This is a genomic window from Desulfomicrobium baculatum DSM 4028 (assembly GCF_000023225.1).
GTDB lineage: Bacteria > Desulfobacterota > Desulfovibrionia > Desulfovibrionales > Desulfomicrobiaceae > Desulfomicrobium > Desulfomicrobium baculatum.
On record NC_013173.1, the window covers coordinates 717,966 to 733,599 of the forward strand.

Annotated in this window: 15 protein-coding genes; 2 read left to right on the forward strand and 13 right to left on the reverse strand. The window is 60.8% G+C overall.

The annotated features are described in order from the left end of the window. The first annotated feature begins 62 nt into the window (after positions 1-62). Positions 63-476, forward strand: a complete 414-nt coding sequence (locus DBAC_RS03305; RefSeq protein WP_015772866.1) for a PleD family two-component system response regulator — start codon at positions 63-65, stop codon at positions 474-476. A gap of 72 nt (positions 477-548) precedes the next feature. Here the strand turns inward: DBAC_RS03305 and DBAC_RS03310 are convergent, their stop codons facing one another. Continuing rightward, on the reverse strand, positions 549-1,763 hold the full coding sequence (locus DBAC_RS03310; protein ID WP_015772867.1) for a TFIIB-type zinc ribbon-containing protein: 1,215 nt from the start codon (positions 1,761-1,763) through the stop codon (positions 549-551). A gap of 2 nt (positions 1,764-1,765) precedes the next feature. Next, the gene (locus DBAC_RS03315) at positions 1,766-2,896 is read right to left on the reverse strand and encodes an SPFH domain-containing protein (RefSeq protein WP_015772868.1); all 1,131 of its coding nucleotides are present in this window, start codon (positions 2,894-2,896) and stop codon (positions 1,766-1,768) included. A gap of 111 nt (positions 2,897-3,007) precedes the next feature. On the opposite strand from DBAC_RS03315, the gene pyrR reads away from it, so the two are divergent. Next, on the forward strand, positions 3,008-3,538 hold the full coding sequence (gene pyrR / locus DBAC_RS03320; RefSeq protein ID WP_015772869.1) for a bifunctional pyr operon transcriptional regulator/uracil phosphoribosyltransferase PyrR: 531 nt from the start codon (positions 3,008-3,010) through the stop codon (positions 3,536-3,538). A gap of 76 nt (positions 3,539-3,614) precedes the next feature. On the opposite strand, the gene dapA is transcribed toward pyrR, so the two are convergent. From dapA to DBAC_RS17590, 11 genes are all read right to left on the reverse strand, one after another. Continuing rightward, the gene (dapA, locus tag DBAC_RS03325) at positions 3,615-4,493 is read right to left on the reverse strand and encodes a 4-hydroxy-tetrahydrodipicolinate synthase (protein WP_015772870.1); all 879 of its coding nucleotides are present in this window, start codon (positions 4,491-4,493) and stop codon (positions 3,615-3,617) included. 50 nt (positions 4,494-4,543) lie between these two features. After that, a complete protein-coding gene (dapF, locus tag DBAC_RS03330; protein ID WP_015772871.1) occupies positions 4,544-5,383 on the reverse strand; it encodes a diaminopimelate epimerase in 840 nt (279 codons plus the stop codon). A gap of 70 nt (positions 5,384-5,453) precedes the next feature. Then, the gene (locus tag DBAC_RS03335) at positions 5,454-6,308 is read right to left on the reverse strand and encodes a UshA-like (seleno)protein family 2 (protein WP_435050780.1); all 855 of its coding nucleotides are present in this window, start codon (positions 6,306-6,308) and stop codon (positions 5,454-5,456) included. Positions 6,309-6,318: 10 nt separating this feature from the next. Beyond that, on the reverse strand, positions 6,319-7,125 hold the full coding sequence (locus DBAC_RS03340; RefSeq protein WP_015772874.1) for a MinD/ParA family protein: 807 nt from the start codon (positions 7,123-7,125) through the stop codon (positions 6,319-6,321). A 13-nt stretch (positions 7,126-7,138) separates the two neighbouring features. Further along, positions 7,139-7,981, reverse strand: a complete 843-nt coding sequence (locus tag DBAC_RS03345) for a GGDEF domain-containing protein (RefSeq protein WP_015772875.1) — start codon at positions 7,979-7,981, stop codon at positions 7,139-7,141. Next, positions 7,968-9,078 (reverse strand): peptide chain release factor 2 gene (gene prfB, locus DBAC_RS03350; RefSeq protein WP_015772876.1). Its coding sequence is split into 2 segments (ribosomal slippage): positions 7,968-9,002 and positions 9,004-9,078, totalling 1,110 coding nucleotides; the frame shifts between segments, so codons are not numbered across the junction. The genes DBAC_RS03345 and prfB overlap by 14 nt, the downstream gene beginning before the upstream one ends. An 11-nt stretch (positions 9,079-9,089) precedes the next feature. Further along, the gene (lnt, locus tag DBAC_RS03355) at positions 9,090-10,652 is read right to left on the reverse strand and encodes an apolipoprotein N-acyltransferase (protein WP_015772877.1); all 1,563 of its coding nucleotides are present in this window, start codon (positions 10,650-10,652) and stop codon (positions 9,090-9,092) included. Beyond that, positions 10,606-11,427 (reverse strand): hemolysin family protein, encoded by an 822-nt coding sequence (locus tag DBAC_RS03360; RefSeq protein WP_015772878.1) that lies wholly within the window; start codon positions 11,425-11,427, stop codon positions 10,606-10,608. The genes lnt and DBAC_RS03360 overlap by 47 nt, the downstream gene beginning before the upstream one ends. 51 nt (positions 11,428-11,478) lie before the next feature. Then, positions 11,479-12,522, reverse strand: a complete 1,044-nt coding sequence (locus tag DBAC_RS03365; protein ID WP_015772879.1) for a PilZ domain-containing protein — start codon at positions 12,520-12,522, stop codon at positions 11,479-11,481. Between the two features lie 256 nt (positions 12,523-12,778). Next, entirely contained in the window at positions 12,779-13,657 is an 879-nt protein-coding gene (locus tag DBAC_RS03370; protein WP_015772880.1) for a radical SAM protein, read from the reverse strand. After that, on the reverse strand, positions 13,654-15,537 hold the full coding sequence (locus DBAC_RS17590) for an ATP-binding protein (RefSeq protein WP_015772881.1): 1,884 nt from the start codon (positions 15,535-15,537) through the stop codon (positions 13,654-13,656). The genes DBAC_RS03370 and DBAC_RS17590 overlap by 4 nt, the downstream gene beginning before the upstream one ends. Between the last annotated feature and the right edge of the window lie 97 nt (positions 15,538-15,634).

Here is a 15,634-nt window from a genome sequence, read left to right on the forward strand (position 1 = left end):
GGGATTTTGCCGGAAGTCGCGAATTCACCGCAAGAATGTAAATGTTTTTGATGGAGCCAAGAGTGGAAAATGAACTGAGTATCGTCATTGTCGAGGAGCCCTGCCTGTCGCGCAATGTTCTCGTCAAGGCGCTTGGGGCCTGGGGGTACTCGTGCGAGATCACCGAGGACGAGGATACGGCCTGGAAAGCCGCCCTGGCTGCGTCTGCTCCGGTGCTGATCCTGGCCGACTGGCACGCGGACTTCATGGGATGTGATGAGTTTTTCTGGCGGGTGCGCAGCACGCAGGCCCTGCAAGGAGTCTATCTCCTGGGCGCGGTGCCGCGAGGGGCGGTGGGAGCGATCAGGCAATGCATCTCTTCCGGGGCCGACGATTTCGTGTATCGTCCCTACGACCTCGATGAAGTGCGCGTGCGTCTGCATCTGGCCTCCAAGATCATGGGCCTGACCCCGGGCGGCGGCGTTTTTCCAGACTGAGCCGCCGCCCTTCGCGTTTTTTCCTTGTGGCGGAATCCGCCGGCCCAAGGCCGGCGGGTTCCGCTTCTTTTTTTACAGCGTCGTGGACCAGTAAAGCGCATTTTTCTGGATCGCCATGTTCATCTCGGGTTGCACGAATTCGTTTGGCCCTTCGACAAAGGGCAGATATTCGATGCTCGCCTCTCCTGGGCGCAATGATCCGCCCTGGATTTTGGGAAAGAGGTTCTTGCGGGCCGGGGCCAGGCGGCCAAGGACCACGGGCAGGGCCTGAAAGGCCTCTGTCCTGTGCAGGGTCACGGGATGCAGGGGCGTGCGGGGCAGGACCTCAAGCGTTGGAGCCTCCGGTTGGTACAGACTGACCTGGGCGCTCAGGTTCAGAAAAAGTCCGGGCCTGATCTTGAAGGCCGGTACGCGAAAGGAAAAAGCCGTTGATTCCATCCAGGGCAGGAGTGCCCGCGGCAGGTTGGTCAGCCGGATCAGGTCGGCCCAGGTCTGCAGCCGGAACCCCTTGGCCTGGACGCGCAGGTTCCAGAAGGGCAGGTAGATGTCCGGCTTCTCCTGGGTGTGCAGAAAATGCGGGGTGATGGGCTGTCCGCCCTCGGGGCCGGCCTCCCACGCCGTGTCGCAGTGCGGGCAGGTCTGCACCAGGCTTTGGCGGTCTCCGATCAGGTCCCAGCCGCATTTGGGGCAGAGGGTCGAGGCGAACTTGAGATGGCTGCCGGCCTGTTGCGCGTCCGCCACGTCGATGCAGGCCGGTCCCAGATGCTCGCCGGTGATGGCGTCCACAAGCTCATGGCTTTGAAAGACGGGCTGATAGATCAGCGAGAGACTGTCGCCCACGCAGGCCGTGAGCTTGGGGCCCGGCTGGGCCGGCATGCCGGGGAGGGCGCGCAGGAGAAGCGACCTGAAACCCGAACTGGGTATGGTCGGGGGCAGGAAGAGGCCTTCGCTTTCCGGTTCCACGAAGGACAGGCTCATGGCCTGGGTGCGTAGGCCAAGGGAGGGCGGCAGGGCCGGATTGGTCACGGCCAGGAGGCTCGAATCGAGAATCTTGTGCTGCGTGACGTCTGGCCCGAGCACAAAGGCGTTGCCCCGGAATCTCCAGTACGGGATATGGATGAGCATGCCCGGATGGGCGATGCGAGGCTTCAGGCGATATTCGAACGGTCCGCTGGAGTGGATGAACAGGCGGACCTGACAAAACGGACAGGAAAAAATCCTGTCCGTTTCCTCTAAAGCCACCGGAGCGCCGCATTGCGGGCATTGATGGGAGAGATGCGCGGTCATGGTCAGGCCATGCGCTCCCCGCAATGGTTGCAGAACGTGGACGAGGCCAGGTTTTCCTGGCCGCAGGACGGACATTTCGCCGTCTCGCGTACGCTGCCCGCCTGTCTGCCGCAGCGGGGACAGAAACGCGTGCCCGGAGCCAGATTTTTCCCGCAGCCTTTGCACTGCTCAAAAACGACCAGCTGGTGCCCGCAGGAGGGGCAGAATTTGTCGTCCTGGCGGATCGACTGGCTGCATTCCGGACACGTGAGGGCGTTTGTCTGCGCGGCCGATGCGGGCTGCCCAGTCAGCTGCATGGCCTGAGCCATGAGCGAGGGCATCATGAAGCCCACCCCGAGCCCCATGGACTCGCCCGCGCCGCCAGGGTTCGCGGCCGCCTTTTCCATGGCCGATGCAGCTTTGAGCTGCATCAGCTTGTTCATGTCGTCGAACATGCCGAGCTTGGTCTTGTCGTCCATGGCCTTCTGGACTTCGGGCGGCGGAGTGATGGCATTGATGAAGAGCTGGTTCAGGGACAGCCCGAAATGGCGGAAGTCGTGCTGCAGTCGTTCACGCAGGCCTGCGGACCATGCTTCGTAGCGGCTGGGCAGGTTCAGGATGGTGTCCATGTTTTCGCCCAGGTAATCATTGAACCTGGAGACGATGACCTTGCCCAGATAGTCGCTGAGGTCGGTCACGGAAAAAGAGGCCATGGTGCCCACAAGCGAGTTGATGAAGAGCAGGGGCTGCACGATCTGGATGTTGAACATGCCGTAGGCGCGCAGGCGGATCAGTCCAAGCTCCGAGTCCTTGAAGGCCACCGGCTCCCGGGTGCCCCACTTGAGGTTGGGGAAGACCTTGGTGTTCACCATGTAGGCTTCCGCCCGAAGCGGGCTCTCAAGACCCCAGGGAATGCCCATGATCTTGTTCAGGATGGGAATGTTGGCGGTTTTTAAGGTGTGCCTGCCCGGTCCGAAGACATGCACGGCCTTGCCGTTGTAGAAGAATATGCCGGCCTGGGATTCGCGCACGACCATCTGCGCGCCGTACTTGATCTCGCCGGAGCCTTCCTGGGGGAAGCGCCGGGCGAACTCCTGACCGCTGTCGTCAAACCATTCGATGAGTTCCAGAAAGAAAAGATTGTCGACTCCCATTCGTCCTCCATGGCCCGATAATTTGTCCAAAGGGCTATAGGACGATTCACTTGCAATTACAACTTGGGGCACTTACTGAACATGGCTTGTCACATGAAACGGAGGGATCCCATGCATCGCAGCAAGGAAATCATGGCTGCTCGCGATATCGAGCGCACACTTGACCGTCTCGCCTGCCAGATTCTGGAACAGATCACGGATCACGAGTCCATCGCCCTGGTCGGTATCCAGCGGCGCGGCGCAGACCTCGCCTGCAGGCTGTGCGGCCTTTTGTCGGAGCGCACCCGGCGGGCCATTCCCTGCGGAGAACTGGACATCAATCTGTACCGCGATGACTGGACCTCCTCCACGGCGACTCCGAACATCAACGCCACTCGCATCGATTTTTCCGTGGAAGGCAAGACCATCATCCTCATCGACGACGTGCTGTTCACCGGCCGCACCATCCGCTGCGCGCTGGAGGCCATCCTGGATTTCGGCAGGCCGGAGGCGGTGAAGCTGCTGGTCCTGGTCGACCGTGGCCACCGCGAGCTGCCCATTCAGGCTGATTTTGTCGGCAAGACCGTGGCCACGGAGCGAGATTCGCAGGTCAACGTCTTCCTGCAGGAGCGCGACGGCAAGGACCAGGTCGTGCTGAGCTGATTTTTTTTGCGTCAAAAAGCAAAGGCCGCCTCCCCATTGGGGACAGCGGCCTTTTTTCATGTCGTGCGCTAAAGGATCAGATCAGTTTCTTGTCCGCCAGGAACCCGCGCAGGGTTTCGCTGTTGGCCGGGCTCATGGGGGTCAGCGGGAGGCGCATCTCAAGGTTGATGCGGCCCATGAGGGAGAGGGCCGTCTTGACCGGAATGGGGTTGGTTTCAATGAACATCATGCGGGAGAACGACGCCAGCAGGTAGTGCATCTCCCGCGCTTTGGGCAGATCGGCCGCAAACCAGGCGGAGCAGAGCGCGCTCATCTTGTCGGGCAGAATGTTCGAGACCACCGAGATGACGCCGCAGCCGCCCACGGACAAAAGGGGCAGCACCGTGAAGTCGTCGCCGGAGAGCACCTGGAAGTCGGGTCCGCAGAATTCCAGGACCTGCGACACCTGATTCAGATCGCCTGTGGCTTCCTTGATGCCGACCACGTCAGGGATGTCCTTGTTCAGCCTGGCCACCGTGGGCGGAAGTAGGTTGACACTGGTGCGGCCCGGAACGTTGTACAGGATGAAGGGCATGGACACTTCTTCGGCGATGCGCTTGAAGTGCTGGTAAAGGCCTTCCTGGGTCGGCTTGTTGTAGTAGGGCGTGATGAGCAGCGCGCCGTCGGCTCCCGCTTCCTTGGCGAAGCGGGTCAGTTCCACCGCCTCGGCAGTGTTGTTCGATCCGGCTCCGGCCAGGACCGGCACCCGGCCCTTGACCTGGTCCACGCAAATTCGGATCACCCGTTTGTGTTCGTCGTGGCTCATGGTGGCGGACTCTCCGGTGGTGCCGCAAGGCACTACGCCGTTGATCCCGCTTTGGATCTGCCATTCGATCAGTTTTCGATAGGCTTCTTCGTCAAGCTGGCCGTTTGAAAACGGGGTGACCAGGGCTGTAAACGCTCCTTTGAATTGCATCGTTTCCTCCCGGATTGGGGCTGTGGTTGATACGCTGGCCGTCTGAAGCCTTAGAGGCCCAAGGCGGCGGGGCAGAACTCGCCCTTGTAGACGAGTTGGGCTTTGCCGCGCAGGAAAATATCCGAGCCGTGAACGCTGATCTCAAGCACCTCGCCACCCGAAGTGGTCACTTTGGCCTTGGATTCGCACAGACCCAGCGCGTGGGCCACGGCCACGGAGGCCGCAGCGCCCGTGCCGCAGGCATAGGTTTCGCTCTCCACGCCGCGTTCGTAGGTGCGCAGCAGAAGCTCGCCTCGGCTGACGACCTGGATGAAGTTGGCGTTGGTTCCGGCCGGGGCGAAGTGGTCGTGATAGCGGACCTTGGCTCCAAGCCCTTTCACGTCGATGCTCTTGACGTCGGGCGTGACTATGACCGCGTGCGGGACGCCGGTGTTGGCGAAATGGGCTGCAAAGGTTCGGTCGTCCAGATCAAGGGTGAAGTTCAGGGCCATGTCCCGCGCCGGGGTCAGCTGCACGTCCACTTCGCCTGCCTCGGGGAAGACTTGTGCGTGCACCGTGCCCGCATCGGTGAGCATGAGGTGTTTGGCCGGGGCCATGCCCAGCATGTAGGCCAGGAGGGTGGCGCAGCGCGACCCGTTGCCGCACATCTCGGCCCTGGAGCCGTCGGCATTGAAAAAGTGCCAACGCGTTGCGGCCTGCCCGGAGTCGTCAATTTCCAGAAATATGATGCCGTCGGCGCCGATGCTGAAAGCGTGAGGGCACAGCGTTTTGGCCCAGCGGGGCATGTCCTCGGGGGAGATGGTCTTGGCGCGGTTGTCGATGACGATGAAGTCGTTGCCGCTGCCTTGCATCTTGTAAAAAAACTGGGTCGGGCCGGTGAAAATGGTCATGAGTGTTCCCTGAAAAAATGTATTATGAGTGTCGAATTATGGGGAATTGCGCCAAAATGCAAGAAATTGGCTAGGGGTTGAAGATGGCGTTGATTGTCGGGTCCGCGGCGACCGTTCCGCCAAGGGGCACAGACTCGGTGAAAACCGTCGTTTGCGGTTCCCAGACCATCTTTGTGCCGGGCGCCGGCAGCGTGGGGATGGTCACACTGAGGATGCTTCTGCCTTTGGTGAAGGCCCGCGTCCAGAGCAGCGAGTTGTCGCGCAGGTAGAGCGCTGTATAGCCCGGGCCCTGCCCCGATCCGAGAATGATGTCGAAAGCCGCGCCGTGGCGGTCAATGAAGTCCTGCTCCCGGTTCGCTCCCCAGGTGCTGACCCCGATGATCAGATTGTGCTTGCCGTTCGTGCGCAGCGATTCGGCGAAATCGGCGGCCTTCCTTTCAATGTCCGGGTCGGGCTGGCCGCTGTCCGGGAAAAGGACAAAGGCCAGGCTGCCGTCCGGCACGTTCTTGACGACCAGCTTCGGCTCGCCCAAAGGGCCGCTCCACACCGGCCCGGCTTCCAAGCCTGCATGTTCAAAGACCGTTGCGTCGTTGGGAGCGCGCAGCGCGATGTCGTAGCCGAGCAGGTCGTAGGCTTTCTTGAGCTTGAAAATGATGGAAGGGTGCCTGTCCCTCTCCAGGCCGAAAGGGGAAAACTCGTATCCGCCGCTGACAATGATGGTGTTTGCACCTTCGCGTGCGGCTTTGAAACTGGTGGCCCGCCGGGCCAACCCCCCGTAGGTTTTCCCCCCTCAGCTGGGACAGGGATCGAATTCACCCAGGCTGTTGGCGGTAAAGAGGATGGTTGTTTCAGCCCCGGCCAGGGCCGGCGAAAGGAGGCCAAGGGCCAGGACAAGCCAGAGCGCGGCATGGACGCGTATGTGCACGGGAGCCTCTTCAGATCAGGGGTTTGAGGATTGGGCTGCGGGAGATGAGATCTTTGAGCCGGGTTCGGCGGTCCATGATCTTTTTTGCGATTTCGCGGATGTCCTGGGCAGCCTGACAGCCGGGCGCGAATTTCAGCAGCGGGACCTGATGCCGGACGGACTCCGTGACCATGGGGTCGCGGTGCACCACGCCAAGCAGGCTGATGGGCAGGTTCAGGAAATGCCCGCAGGCCTGGGCCAGGCGCTCGTAGGCGTTTTTGGCCTCTTTGTGCGATTCGGCCATGTTTACGATGACCTGGAAATTCTTGATCTGATGCTGGGTGAAAAGCACCTTGATCAGGGCATAGCTGTCGGTCAGGGACGTGGGTTCAGGGGTGATGACCACGATCCGCTCCTGAGGCATGGCCGCGAATGAAAGCACCGTCGGGCTGATGCCGGCGCCCAGATCAAGGACCAGGAAGTTGTAGCGTCTGAACAGGGCGTCGAGCTTGCCCAGCAGCAAACTCTGCACGTCCTCGTCCATCTCCACCAGCTCGGCCACTCCGGAGGCGGAAGGCAGCAGGACGAGTCCGTCTCCGGCCAGGGGGATGACCACGTTTTCGGCCGAGGCATCACCGAGCAGATCCTGCAGGTTTTTTTCAGGGGAGAGGCCAAGGAGCACGTCCAGGTTGGCCAGTCCCAGGTCGGCGTCCAGCAGGATAAGGGAATTGCCGAGGTCATGCAGGGCAAAGCAGAGGTTCAGGGCGAGATTGGTCTTGCCTACGCCGCCTTTGCCGCTGGCAACGGCGATGCTGAGTGTCGTATTGGCTTCTGTCATATCGGTCCTTGTTCTACTCCGCGCCTGAAGAAGGGTCGGAGAATGAGGAAAAAAGAAAGCGTTTTTCGTTCTGGTGCACCAGTGACTGTTCCTCGCCATAGCCGAGGTCCAGGATGGGCGAGGTCTCGATCCTGTTCTTTCCGGTCCGCTTGGCGCGGTACAAGGCCTTGTCCGCCTCGGCCAGCAGCTTGACCGGATCAGGGGTCAGTTTGCCCCGATAGCTTGCCACACCCATGGACATGGTCATGGTGAGCCGTGCGTCGCCGCACGTGATTCTGGTCGCCTGAATGATCGACTGGATGCGCTGCAGCAGCTTCAAGGCCCGGGCCAGTCCCGTGCCGGGCAGCAGCAGGGCGAACTCCTCGCCACCGATGCGGGCCGCCGTGTCGATCATTCTCATTTCGTTAAGCAAGATTGACGCCACGGTTTTGATGACATCGTCTCCGCAGGGGTGTCCGTAGGTGTCGTTGACGGCCTTGAAGTTGTCCAGGTCCATGATGCACAGCGTCAGTGGCGTCTTGAAGCGCGAAGAGCGTTCGACCTCCATGACCATGGTCTGGTCGAATCCCCGGCGGTTGGCCAGGCCGGTCAATGGATCCAGGCCCTGCAAGACGGTCAGGTGCTCGATGTGTTCCTTGAGCCGCACCAGCGCCGGAAATTTGTCGCCGTGCAGGGGCACGACGACCCAATTCCCCAGATTCTTCTGGCGCAGCCGTTCGGGCCAGGACGGATCGGAGCGGATCAATCGAACCAGGGCGGCCACCCCGGAAATGACCGGGGAAAGCCGCAATTCCTGTTCCAGGACCTCAAGTTCGCCCAGCAGCGCCTCGTCAGGAGGAAGATTATGATTTGCCATGCAGGTACAAAAGATAATTGTGTATGAATGCGTCAATGTTGCCGTCGAGCACCGAGTCGACGTTGCTGGTGTCCGTGCCTGTGCGGTGGTCCTTGACCAGACGGTAGGGCTGCAGGGTGTAGGTCCTGATCTGGGAACCGAACGCGATGGCTCCCTTGGCAACATATTCGGCCTGCCGTTCGCTTGCGATTTTTTGCAGCTCGAGTTCGTAAAGGCGGGCTTTCAGGACTTTCATGGCCGCCTCCTTGTTCTTGTGCTGGGATTTTTCGTTCTGGCACTGGGCCACCAGCCCGGTGGGAATGTGCGTCACGCGCACCGCCGAGTCTGTCGTGTTCACGGACTGTCCTCCTGGTCCGCTGGAGCGGAAGATGTCGACGCGGACGTCCTCGTCCCGGATCTCGATTTCGATGTCCTGGCCTGCGTCGGGATATACGTCGACGGAGGCGAAGGAGGTGTGTCGCCGTCCGCTGGAGTCGAAGGGCGAAATGCGGATCAGGCGATGGGTCCCTTTTTCGCCTTTGAGCTGGCCGTAGGCATAGGGTCCGTGGATGTGCAGGGTCACGCTCTTGATGCCCGCCTCGTCGCCAGGCAGCAGGTCCAGAAGCTCGACCTTGAAGCCCACGCGTTCGGCGAACCGGCGGTACATGCGCAGCAGCATTTCGGCCCAGTCCTGGGACTCGGTGCCTCCGGCGCCGGGATGAATTTCGAGGATGGCCTCGCTCACATCCTCCGGATCGCTGAGCAGGGTCCGCATCTGGGCGGCTTCGAGCTTGGCGCTCATTTCCTCCAGGGCTTCCTCCAGGGCCTGCAGCATCTCCTGGGTCTGTTCGGTGGAGGCCATCTCGACCCATTCCAGCGCGTTGTCCCTGGCTTGCAGGAGGGCTTCCCACTCATCGACCCGGCTTTCAAGCTGGGTCTTCTCCTGCAGCACCGGGGTCAGCAGTTCGGGCTTGTCCCATGCTCCGGGCGATGAGATCTGCTTTTCGATCTCATTCAGGCGTTCCTTGTTCCTGCGCAGGTCAAAGCCGCCTCCAGAAGTCGGTGAAGCGTTCGTCCAGTTGCGCGGCCTGGGCCTTAAGTTCTGAATATTGCAGCATGATGTTCTCGGTTACGTGTGATTTTTTCGACCTGTCCGCCAAAGAATCCCGAGGAGGGCAGACGCCAGCATGGGAAAGGTCATGTGAATGAAAAAGAAATGTTCGTGGTAAAAGGTCGTCTCTGTCAAGAGCGGTATGGCTGGGTCGTGCGCGATCTTGGTCGTGAAGAGGGCTGTTGGCCCGCGCAGGCTGCCATCGGGTCCGATAAAGGCGCTCACCCCGGAGTTGGTGGCGCGGATAATGGCCCGGTTCTGTTCCACGGCGCGCAGAATGGAGAGATGCAGGTGCTGCCACGGCGCCGACGAGCGGCCGAACCATGCGTCGTTGCTGATATTGACGAGCACGTTGGCACCGAGTTCGACTTGCTTCTGGGCCAGTTCCGGAAAGATTGCTTCATAGCAGATAAGAAGGCCCATGGCCAGCGGGCCGGTTTTGAGCGGCTCGGTGTTGCGGCCGGGCTTGAATTCGAATTGTCCGGGCACCAGCTTGGTGATGAAGGGCAGCCATTTGCCCAAGGGCACGTATTCGCCGAACGGGACAAGGTGCTCCTTGTCATAAAAGGCCAGGGACTCCCCGTTTGCGCTCAGCAGGTAGGCGCGGTTGTGTAGGACATACTGGGGCGCTCCGGGTCCGTCGGGAATGGAGTAGGCGGGCGCTCCGGCCAGGACCGGCACCTGCATCCGCGACACGCCCAGGCGCATGCCCGTGGTCAGGTCGGAAGGGTCCTGAAAATAGAAGGGCATGGCTGTTTCCGGCCAGACGACAAGGTCCGGCGCGTTTTCGGCGACGGCCTTGAACGAAAGGTCAAGGTACGTCCCGAGGATGCCCGCCTGCATGCCCTCATCCCATTTGAGGCTTTGATCGATATTGCCTTGGATCATGGATACCGAGGCCGTGGCCGCCGGGATCTGGGGGGAGCGCGTCAGCGCGGGCAGCAGGCACAGGCCGGCCAGGGGCAGCACGGCCAGACGCGTAAAACCCCTGCCAAGGACAAGGCAATGGCTCATGCCGACCAGCAGCGCGGACAGCCCGAAGCCGCCGATCCAGGCTGCCAGGCCCAGGGTTTGAGGCCAGGGCGCCATGGCCTGGGCCAGGGTCAACCATGAGAAGCCGGTCAGAAAGTGGTTGCGGAGCAGTTCCAGGCTGGCCCACAAGAGGCCCGAGGCGAGCATGGCCAAAAGATGGGAGATCCGGTGCCTGATCAGGTGCATGCCCATGCAGAACAGGCCGGCGTAGGCGGCGAGCAGGGCGCCGACCAGGACCGGGCAAGGCAGGGCCAGCGCCCAGGGCAGCCCACCGTGATCGTGGACGGGGATTGCCAGCCAGTAAAGGCTGGCGGCATAGCCGGGCAGCGCGGTCAGAAATCCGTTTTTGAAGGCCTGGGCAAAGCTTTGAGCCCGCAGCGTCGTCAGGATAAGCGCCGCGGGCAGAAGCAGGATGGCCAAGGGAAAGTGCAGAAGCGGGTTGGCGAAGCCGAACCAGGCCCCAACCAGGGCCATGCCCATGGGGCCGAAACGGTGCAAAGAATCAGGACGCTGGTTTGGAGACAATAACCCATTGGATCTGTTTGACATCGGCTTCCTTGATGAGAAACGTGTAGCCCTGCAGTTCCAGGGATTCGTCGGTCTCGGGAACACGGCCGAGCTGTTCGCTGATATACCCGCCCACGGTTTCGACCTGCTCAGATTCCAGCAGGATGCCGCATTCCTCGTGCAGGTCCTCGAGGATGGTCCGTCCGGAAACGAGGAACGAACCTTCGTCTATGGGCTGGATGTCCTCGGGGCGTATGGGATCGTATTCGTCCTCGATGTCGCCGACGATTTCTTCCAGAACGTCTTCCAGCGTGACCAGGCCCGCCGTTCCACCATACTCGTCCAGTACAATGGCCATGTGCTGTTTGTTGCTCTGGAAATCAAGCAGGATGTTTTTGACGTTCTTGGTTTCCGGGATGAAATATGGCGGCCGCAGGACGGAAGCCAGGTCCGTCGGGGCCTCTTCGTCGCCGACAAAAAAGCGCAGCAATTCTTTGCAGTGCAGTACGCCTACTATCTGATCCTTGGTTTCCTTGTAGATGGGCAGTCGTGAGTGCCCGCTTTCAAAGAATTTTCTGGCGACTTCCGTGATTGTTTCGTCGATTTCGGCACAGACGATGTCCGTGCGTGGAACCATGATTTCGTATGCTTGTTTGTCATCAAGCTGCAGAACGTTTAAAAGCATGGACATTTCGTCGTTCTGCAGTTCACCGCCGTCCTTGGCCTCTTGTATGGCTTCTTCCAGATGGCATTCGCCTCTGCGTGAAAAAAAGCGTCGAAGTGTGGTCCAAAGTCGACTGTCAGGGCCCTCGTCCATAGATACGTTGTCCTCCAAGGGAAGGTTTACAGGTTAAAAACGCATGCTCGTCTAAACAATTTCCCGTTCCCGGTAAAGCTCCAGGTGGCGCTTGAAAACCCAGGTCACCAGATCGTCGATGCCGCGTTCGGGATCGATCTTGACCCAGTCGATGGTTTCCGAGCCGTCGGTCGAGCAGCACTCCACGAACTCATAGCCAAGCATCATGACCCCCAGGGCAGGGTCCTGGAGCTTGGTGCGCAGCCTGGCCGCCATGAAGTACGGCGGAAATTCCATGTCGTCTGTCTGTTCAAGCTCCAGGCGCATGAACAGGACCGGATTTCTGGCCACGAAATCATCCAGCCCGTCATAGAGGTGCGGGTCGAAGGAGAGTTTGATGCCTCCGCCGGAAAGGTCAAGCACCTTTAATTTGCTGGGGTCTTCACGGATGTAGACGGCCAGGGGTTCGGGCCAGTTTTTCGGGTCGGTTTCGAAATGAAAGCTCCCGTCCTCGGTTGCCGGCCAGATGCGAAAATCTTTAATGTCCTTGGGGGGCAGTTCCAGCCTGAGATGCTTGCGTTTCTGGCCCAGTTCGACCTTGGCGGGGATGCCGAGGATAACATAGGAGATGTCTCCTTTTTTCCACACGCCGGTCACCTGGGAAACGAAAGTATAGTAGTAGGGTTGCTTGTTTTCCCGGGGGATGCGGAAATAGCAGACCATGAGTTTGCCTACCCAGGCATCGGAGGGATTCACGCCGATGGGCATCTCCAGGGTGATGCCCGTGTCCGCCAGCTCGAAAAGCGTGCACGAGATGGTCTGGCGGGAGGTGGTTATGGGGTGAAAGCTCATGTCGATGCGGCTACGCAGGACCATGGCCTGTTCCAGAATGGAGGAGATGTCCCTCGGCACGACGGTGGCTCCGGACTGCCGGTTCCAGGGCGCGCCCCCCCCAAAGCGTTTCCAGATGAGGTAGGCAAGGATGACCGCCCCGACCAGGACCGCCGTGGTCACGATGCGGCTTTCTTCAGGCTGGTGTCCGCCGGAATTGAAGAAGGCCAGGGATATCTGCCGTAGCGGATTATCAGAGGCCTGAAATGAAAACAGGTCGATCATCTTCTGTCTCGCTCAAGGTTGTTCCGGTCGGGTGAATGACTGCCGCCTCGCATGCGGGATTGTCCGCTGAGTGCTTCGCAGAGGCGAAAAAGGGGCCGTGTTCCGGCGCATTGCCGCGCGGCCCTTTTTTACGGTTGCGCAGGCCTTTTTGCATGTCCGGATATGCGAAAAAAAGCAAGAATTGAAGCAAACCGGTTCAGGAATCAAAGGGTTGTGCGCGGTCCGCCACGAAAAAACGCATGGGTTCAGGAGCAGCCTAGAGCAGGGCAGGCATTGCTCCGGGGGTGTTTTGGTCCAGCGCCCCGCACTCAAGCAGCTCGTCCAGTTCTTTGAGAAGCCTGCCTTTGTCCCGGGGCAGCCTGCCGGAAAGGGGCAGGATATTGGAGCTGTGATCGGCCCGGAACACCGTTCTGACAAGATCAAGGTCCAGCAGGATGTCGCGCAGTTCGCGCACGGACTGCTCCTCCGTGAGCTGCCTGAAACGTTTGTCCGCGATGCTGCGTGCAAGCGCGGTGTCCCTGATGGGAACCAGACGCAGGCAGGACAGGAGGGCGGGCTGCATGGCGTTCAGCGCTTCCGCGGTCTGCCGGGCATGCAGCGCGGACAGTTCCTGCCCGCCGATGCCGATGAGCACCATGACCGACACGGACAGGCCCGCGCTTTGGGCGCGGATGCAGCCCGCGATCATTTCGCGGACCGTGCCGCCTTTGGCCATGCGGCGAAGAACCTCCTCCGAGCCGCTCTCAAGGCCGAGATACAGCGTGTGCAGGCCGTTCTTGCGCAGCCGCGCCAGGTCCGCATCGCTTTTTCCCGCCAGGGCCTGCCCGGAGGCATAGCAGTTGACCCGTGCGAGTCTCGGAAAGGCCGTGCGCGCCTGCGTCAGGATCATTTCCAGCAGCTGGGCGGGAAGGGCCAGCGCATCACCGTCGGCCAGGAAAATCCGCCGTGCCTCGGGGTGCTGCGCGGCAGCCAGGGCGACGCGCCGGCTTATGGTCTCCTGGTCGTGCACGCGGTAGGGAATGCCCCTGTACATGGCGCAAAAAGCGCAGGAATTGTGCGGGCACCCATCGGCCACCCGGATGAGCACGCTGCCGGCTTCCGCCGGAGGGCGGAACATGGTGTGCGCGCCGGTCATGTCTGCCGCGGTCCGGGTAGTGAGCGCAGAAACCGTTCCAGGTCCCGGCGGGAGATGGGCTTGGGCAGGTGCCCGTTCATGCCGGCGGCCATGAAGCGATCGCTGTCGGAGGAGAATGCGTGGGCGGTCATGGCCACGATGGGAGTCTTTCCGCCCTCGGATTCGGGCCAGGAGCGGATGATGCGGGTCGCTTCCAATCCGTCCATTTCAGGCATCTGGATGTCCATGAGCACCAGGTCGAAAGATTCGCTGCGCATGAATTCAAGCACTTCCTGTCCGGTTGTGGCCAGGGTGGGCTCGTGGTTCATGGCTTCCAGAAATTTCATGGCGATGAGGCTGTTGACGGGGTTGTCTTCGGCCACGAGCACCTTCAAGGCAGACATGGGCGGCTCTGTTTCGGATTGGATTGGCGGCTCGTGCCGGGGCGGCTGCTGCGTCGCGGGGTGCAAGGGCAGGCAAACGGCAAAGAGCGATCCGTGCGGGCTCGATTCAAAGGCGAGGGACCCGCCCAGCAGTACGACAAGCTGCTGCGTGATGCTGAGGCCCAGGCCCGAGCCCTCGAATTTTCGGGTCTGGGTCGAGTCGGCCTGCGCAAAGGGCGCGAACAGGCCGGTCTGGGCCTGGTCGGGAATGCCTACGCCCGTGTCTTCCACCTCGATGTAGATGCGGTGCGCGCCGGATCTGGCCGGAGTCAGGCTGGAAACGCGGATCTCGACCTTGCCCCGCAGGGTGAATTTGACCGCGTTGCCGATGAGGTTGGTCAGGATCTGCCGGATGCGCACGCTGTCTCCGAGCAGGAATGGGGGAACATTCTCATCGACCGTGCTGCGCAGTGCAAGGCCCCGGTCCAGGACCACGGCCTGGAAGCTGTCCGTCAATTCTTCCATGAGCTCACGAATGTTGAAAGGCTCTTCCACCACGGGCATGCGAGAGGCTTCGAGCCGGGAGAGGTCGAGAATGTCGTTCAGAAGACGCAGCAGGCTGCGCGAGGAGCGCATGGCCGTCTGCAGATATTTTTGCATGACTGCCGGGTCGGAGTTGTCCATGGCCAGCTCGAGCATGCCCATGATTCCGTTCATGGGCGTGCGGATTTCATGGCTCATGTTGGCCAGGAATTGGGTCTTTGCCTGGGTCGCGCTTTCGGCCTGCTCTTTGGCCTGGGACAGCCGCGATTCGGCGATGCGCCTTTCTTCGACTTCCTCGCTCAGCTTGGTGAACGCATCCAGGAGTCCGCGCCGCATTTTTTCCAGTGACGCGGTGACCTGATCCAGCTCGTCGTCACGGTATCTTTTGCAAAGCGCGATGGGTTGTTCCAGGTTGGCGGGGGAGATGTCGCGGACCCGGGCGGCCAGGGCGTGCAGATGCATGCCCACCTGGCGGTGGAAAAGAAAAAGCAGGGCCGAGGCCATGAGCAGCGCGACAATGGCCTCGCCAAAGAGAATTTCCAGGAATTCGCGGCCGACCTGATCCCTGATCCCATCCAGCGAGGCCACAAGCACCAGTTTGCCCAGTTCATACGGCTGATCGTTGAAGGAAAAGGTGAGGTCGAATTCGCGTCGTATGGATCTTTTGGCGTCGACACGGCCCGCAGCGGCGATGGTCTTGCCGGATTGGACAATGGTTGCGTGCACGAAGTTCGGCCGCGCGACGAGTCCGTGCAGCTGGATGTCCAGCAAGGTGGTGTCGAGTTGCCACAGGCTCGCGGAGATGCTTTTGAGGTCGCCGGAGGCCACCAGGTCAAGGGATTCGTGTACGGCGGCAATGTTGCTCTTGTATTTGAAATGGAGCTGGACGGCGGCCAGGATTGTGCTGGCCGCCAGACTCAAAAGTCCCATTGAGATGATCAGGCGCAGGCTGAGGCTGCGGCGGGTAGAAAACATTCGAATCCTTGAAGTAGTGCTCCAACAGGTGGAAACGTCGGCCTGGCCGGGATGCGTCTCTTCAGAGACGGTGCACGCTAGCGTTTCATGTTTTTTT

Excerpts from the sequence above, each read along its gene's own strand:
- DBAC_RS03310 (WP_015772867.1), bottom strand. The coding sequence starts at position 1,763 with ATGACCGCGCATCTCTCCCATCAATGCCCGCAATGCGGCGCTCCGGTG.
- DBAC_RS03315 (WP_015772868.1), bottom strand. The coding sequence starts at position 2,896 with ATGGGAGTCGACAATCTTTTCTTTCTGGAACTCATCGAATGGTTTGAC.
- pyrR (WP_015772869.1), top strand. The coding sequence starts at position 3,008 with ATGCATCGCAGCAAGGAAATCATGGCTGCTCGCGATATCGAGCGCACA.
- dapA (WP_015772870.1), bottom strand. The coding sequence starts at position 4,493 with ATGCAATTCAAAGGAGCGTTTACAGCCCTGGTCACCCCGTTTTCAAAC.
- dapF (WP_015772871.1), bottom strand. The coding sequence starts at position 5,383 with ATGACCATTTTCACCGGCCCGACCCAGTTTTTTTACAAGATGCAAGGC.
- DBAC_RS03340 (WP_015772874.1), bottom strand. The coding sequence starts at position 7,125 with ATGACAGAAGCCAATACGACACTCAGCATCGCCGTTGCCAGCGGCAAA.
- DBAC_RS03345 (WP_015772875.1), bottom strand. The coding sequence starts at position 7,981 with ATGGCAAATCATAATCTTCCTCCTGACGAGGCGCTGCTGGGCGAACTT.
- lnt (WP_015772877.1), bottom strand. The coding sequence starts at position 10,652 with ATGTCAAACAGATCCAATGGGTTATTGTCTCCAAACCAGCGTCCTGAT.
- DBAC_RS03360 (WP_015772878.1), bottom strand. The coding sequence starts at position 11,427 with ATGGACGAGGGCCCTGACAGTCGACTTTGGACCACACTTCGACGCTTT.
- DBAC_RS03365 (WP_015772879.1), bottom strand. The coding sequence starts at position 12,522 with ATGATCGACCTGTTTTCATTTCAGGCCTCTGATAATCCGCTACGGCAG.
- DBAC_RS03370 (WP_015772880.1), bottom strand. The coding sequence starts at position 13,657 with ATGACCGGCGCGCACACCATGTTCCGCCCTCCGGCGGAAGCCGGCAGC.
- DBAC_RS17590 (WP_015772881.1), bottom strand. The coding sequence starts at position 15,537 with ATGTTTTCTACCCGCCGCAGCCTCAGCCTGCGCCTGATCATCTCAATG.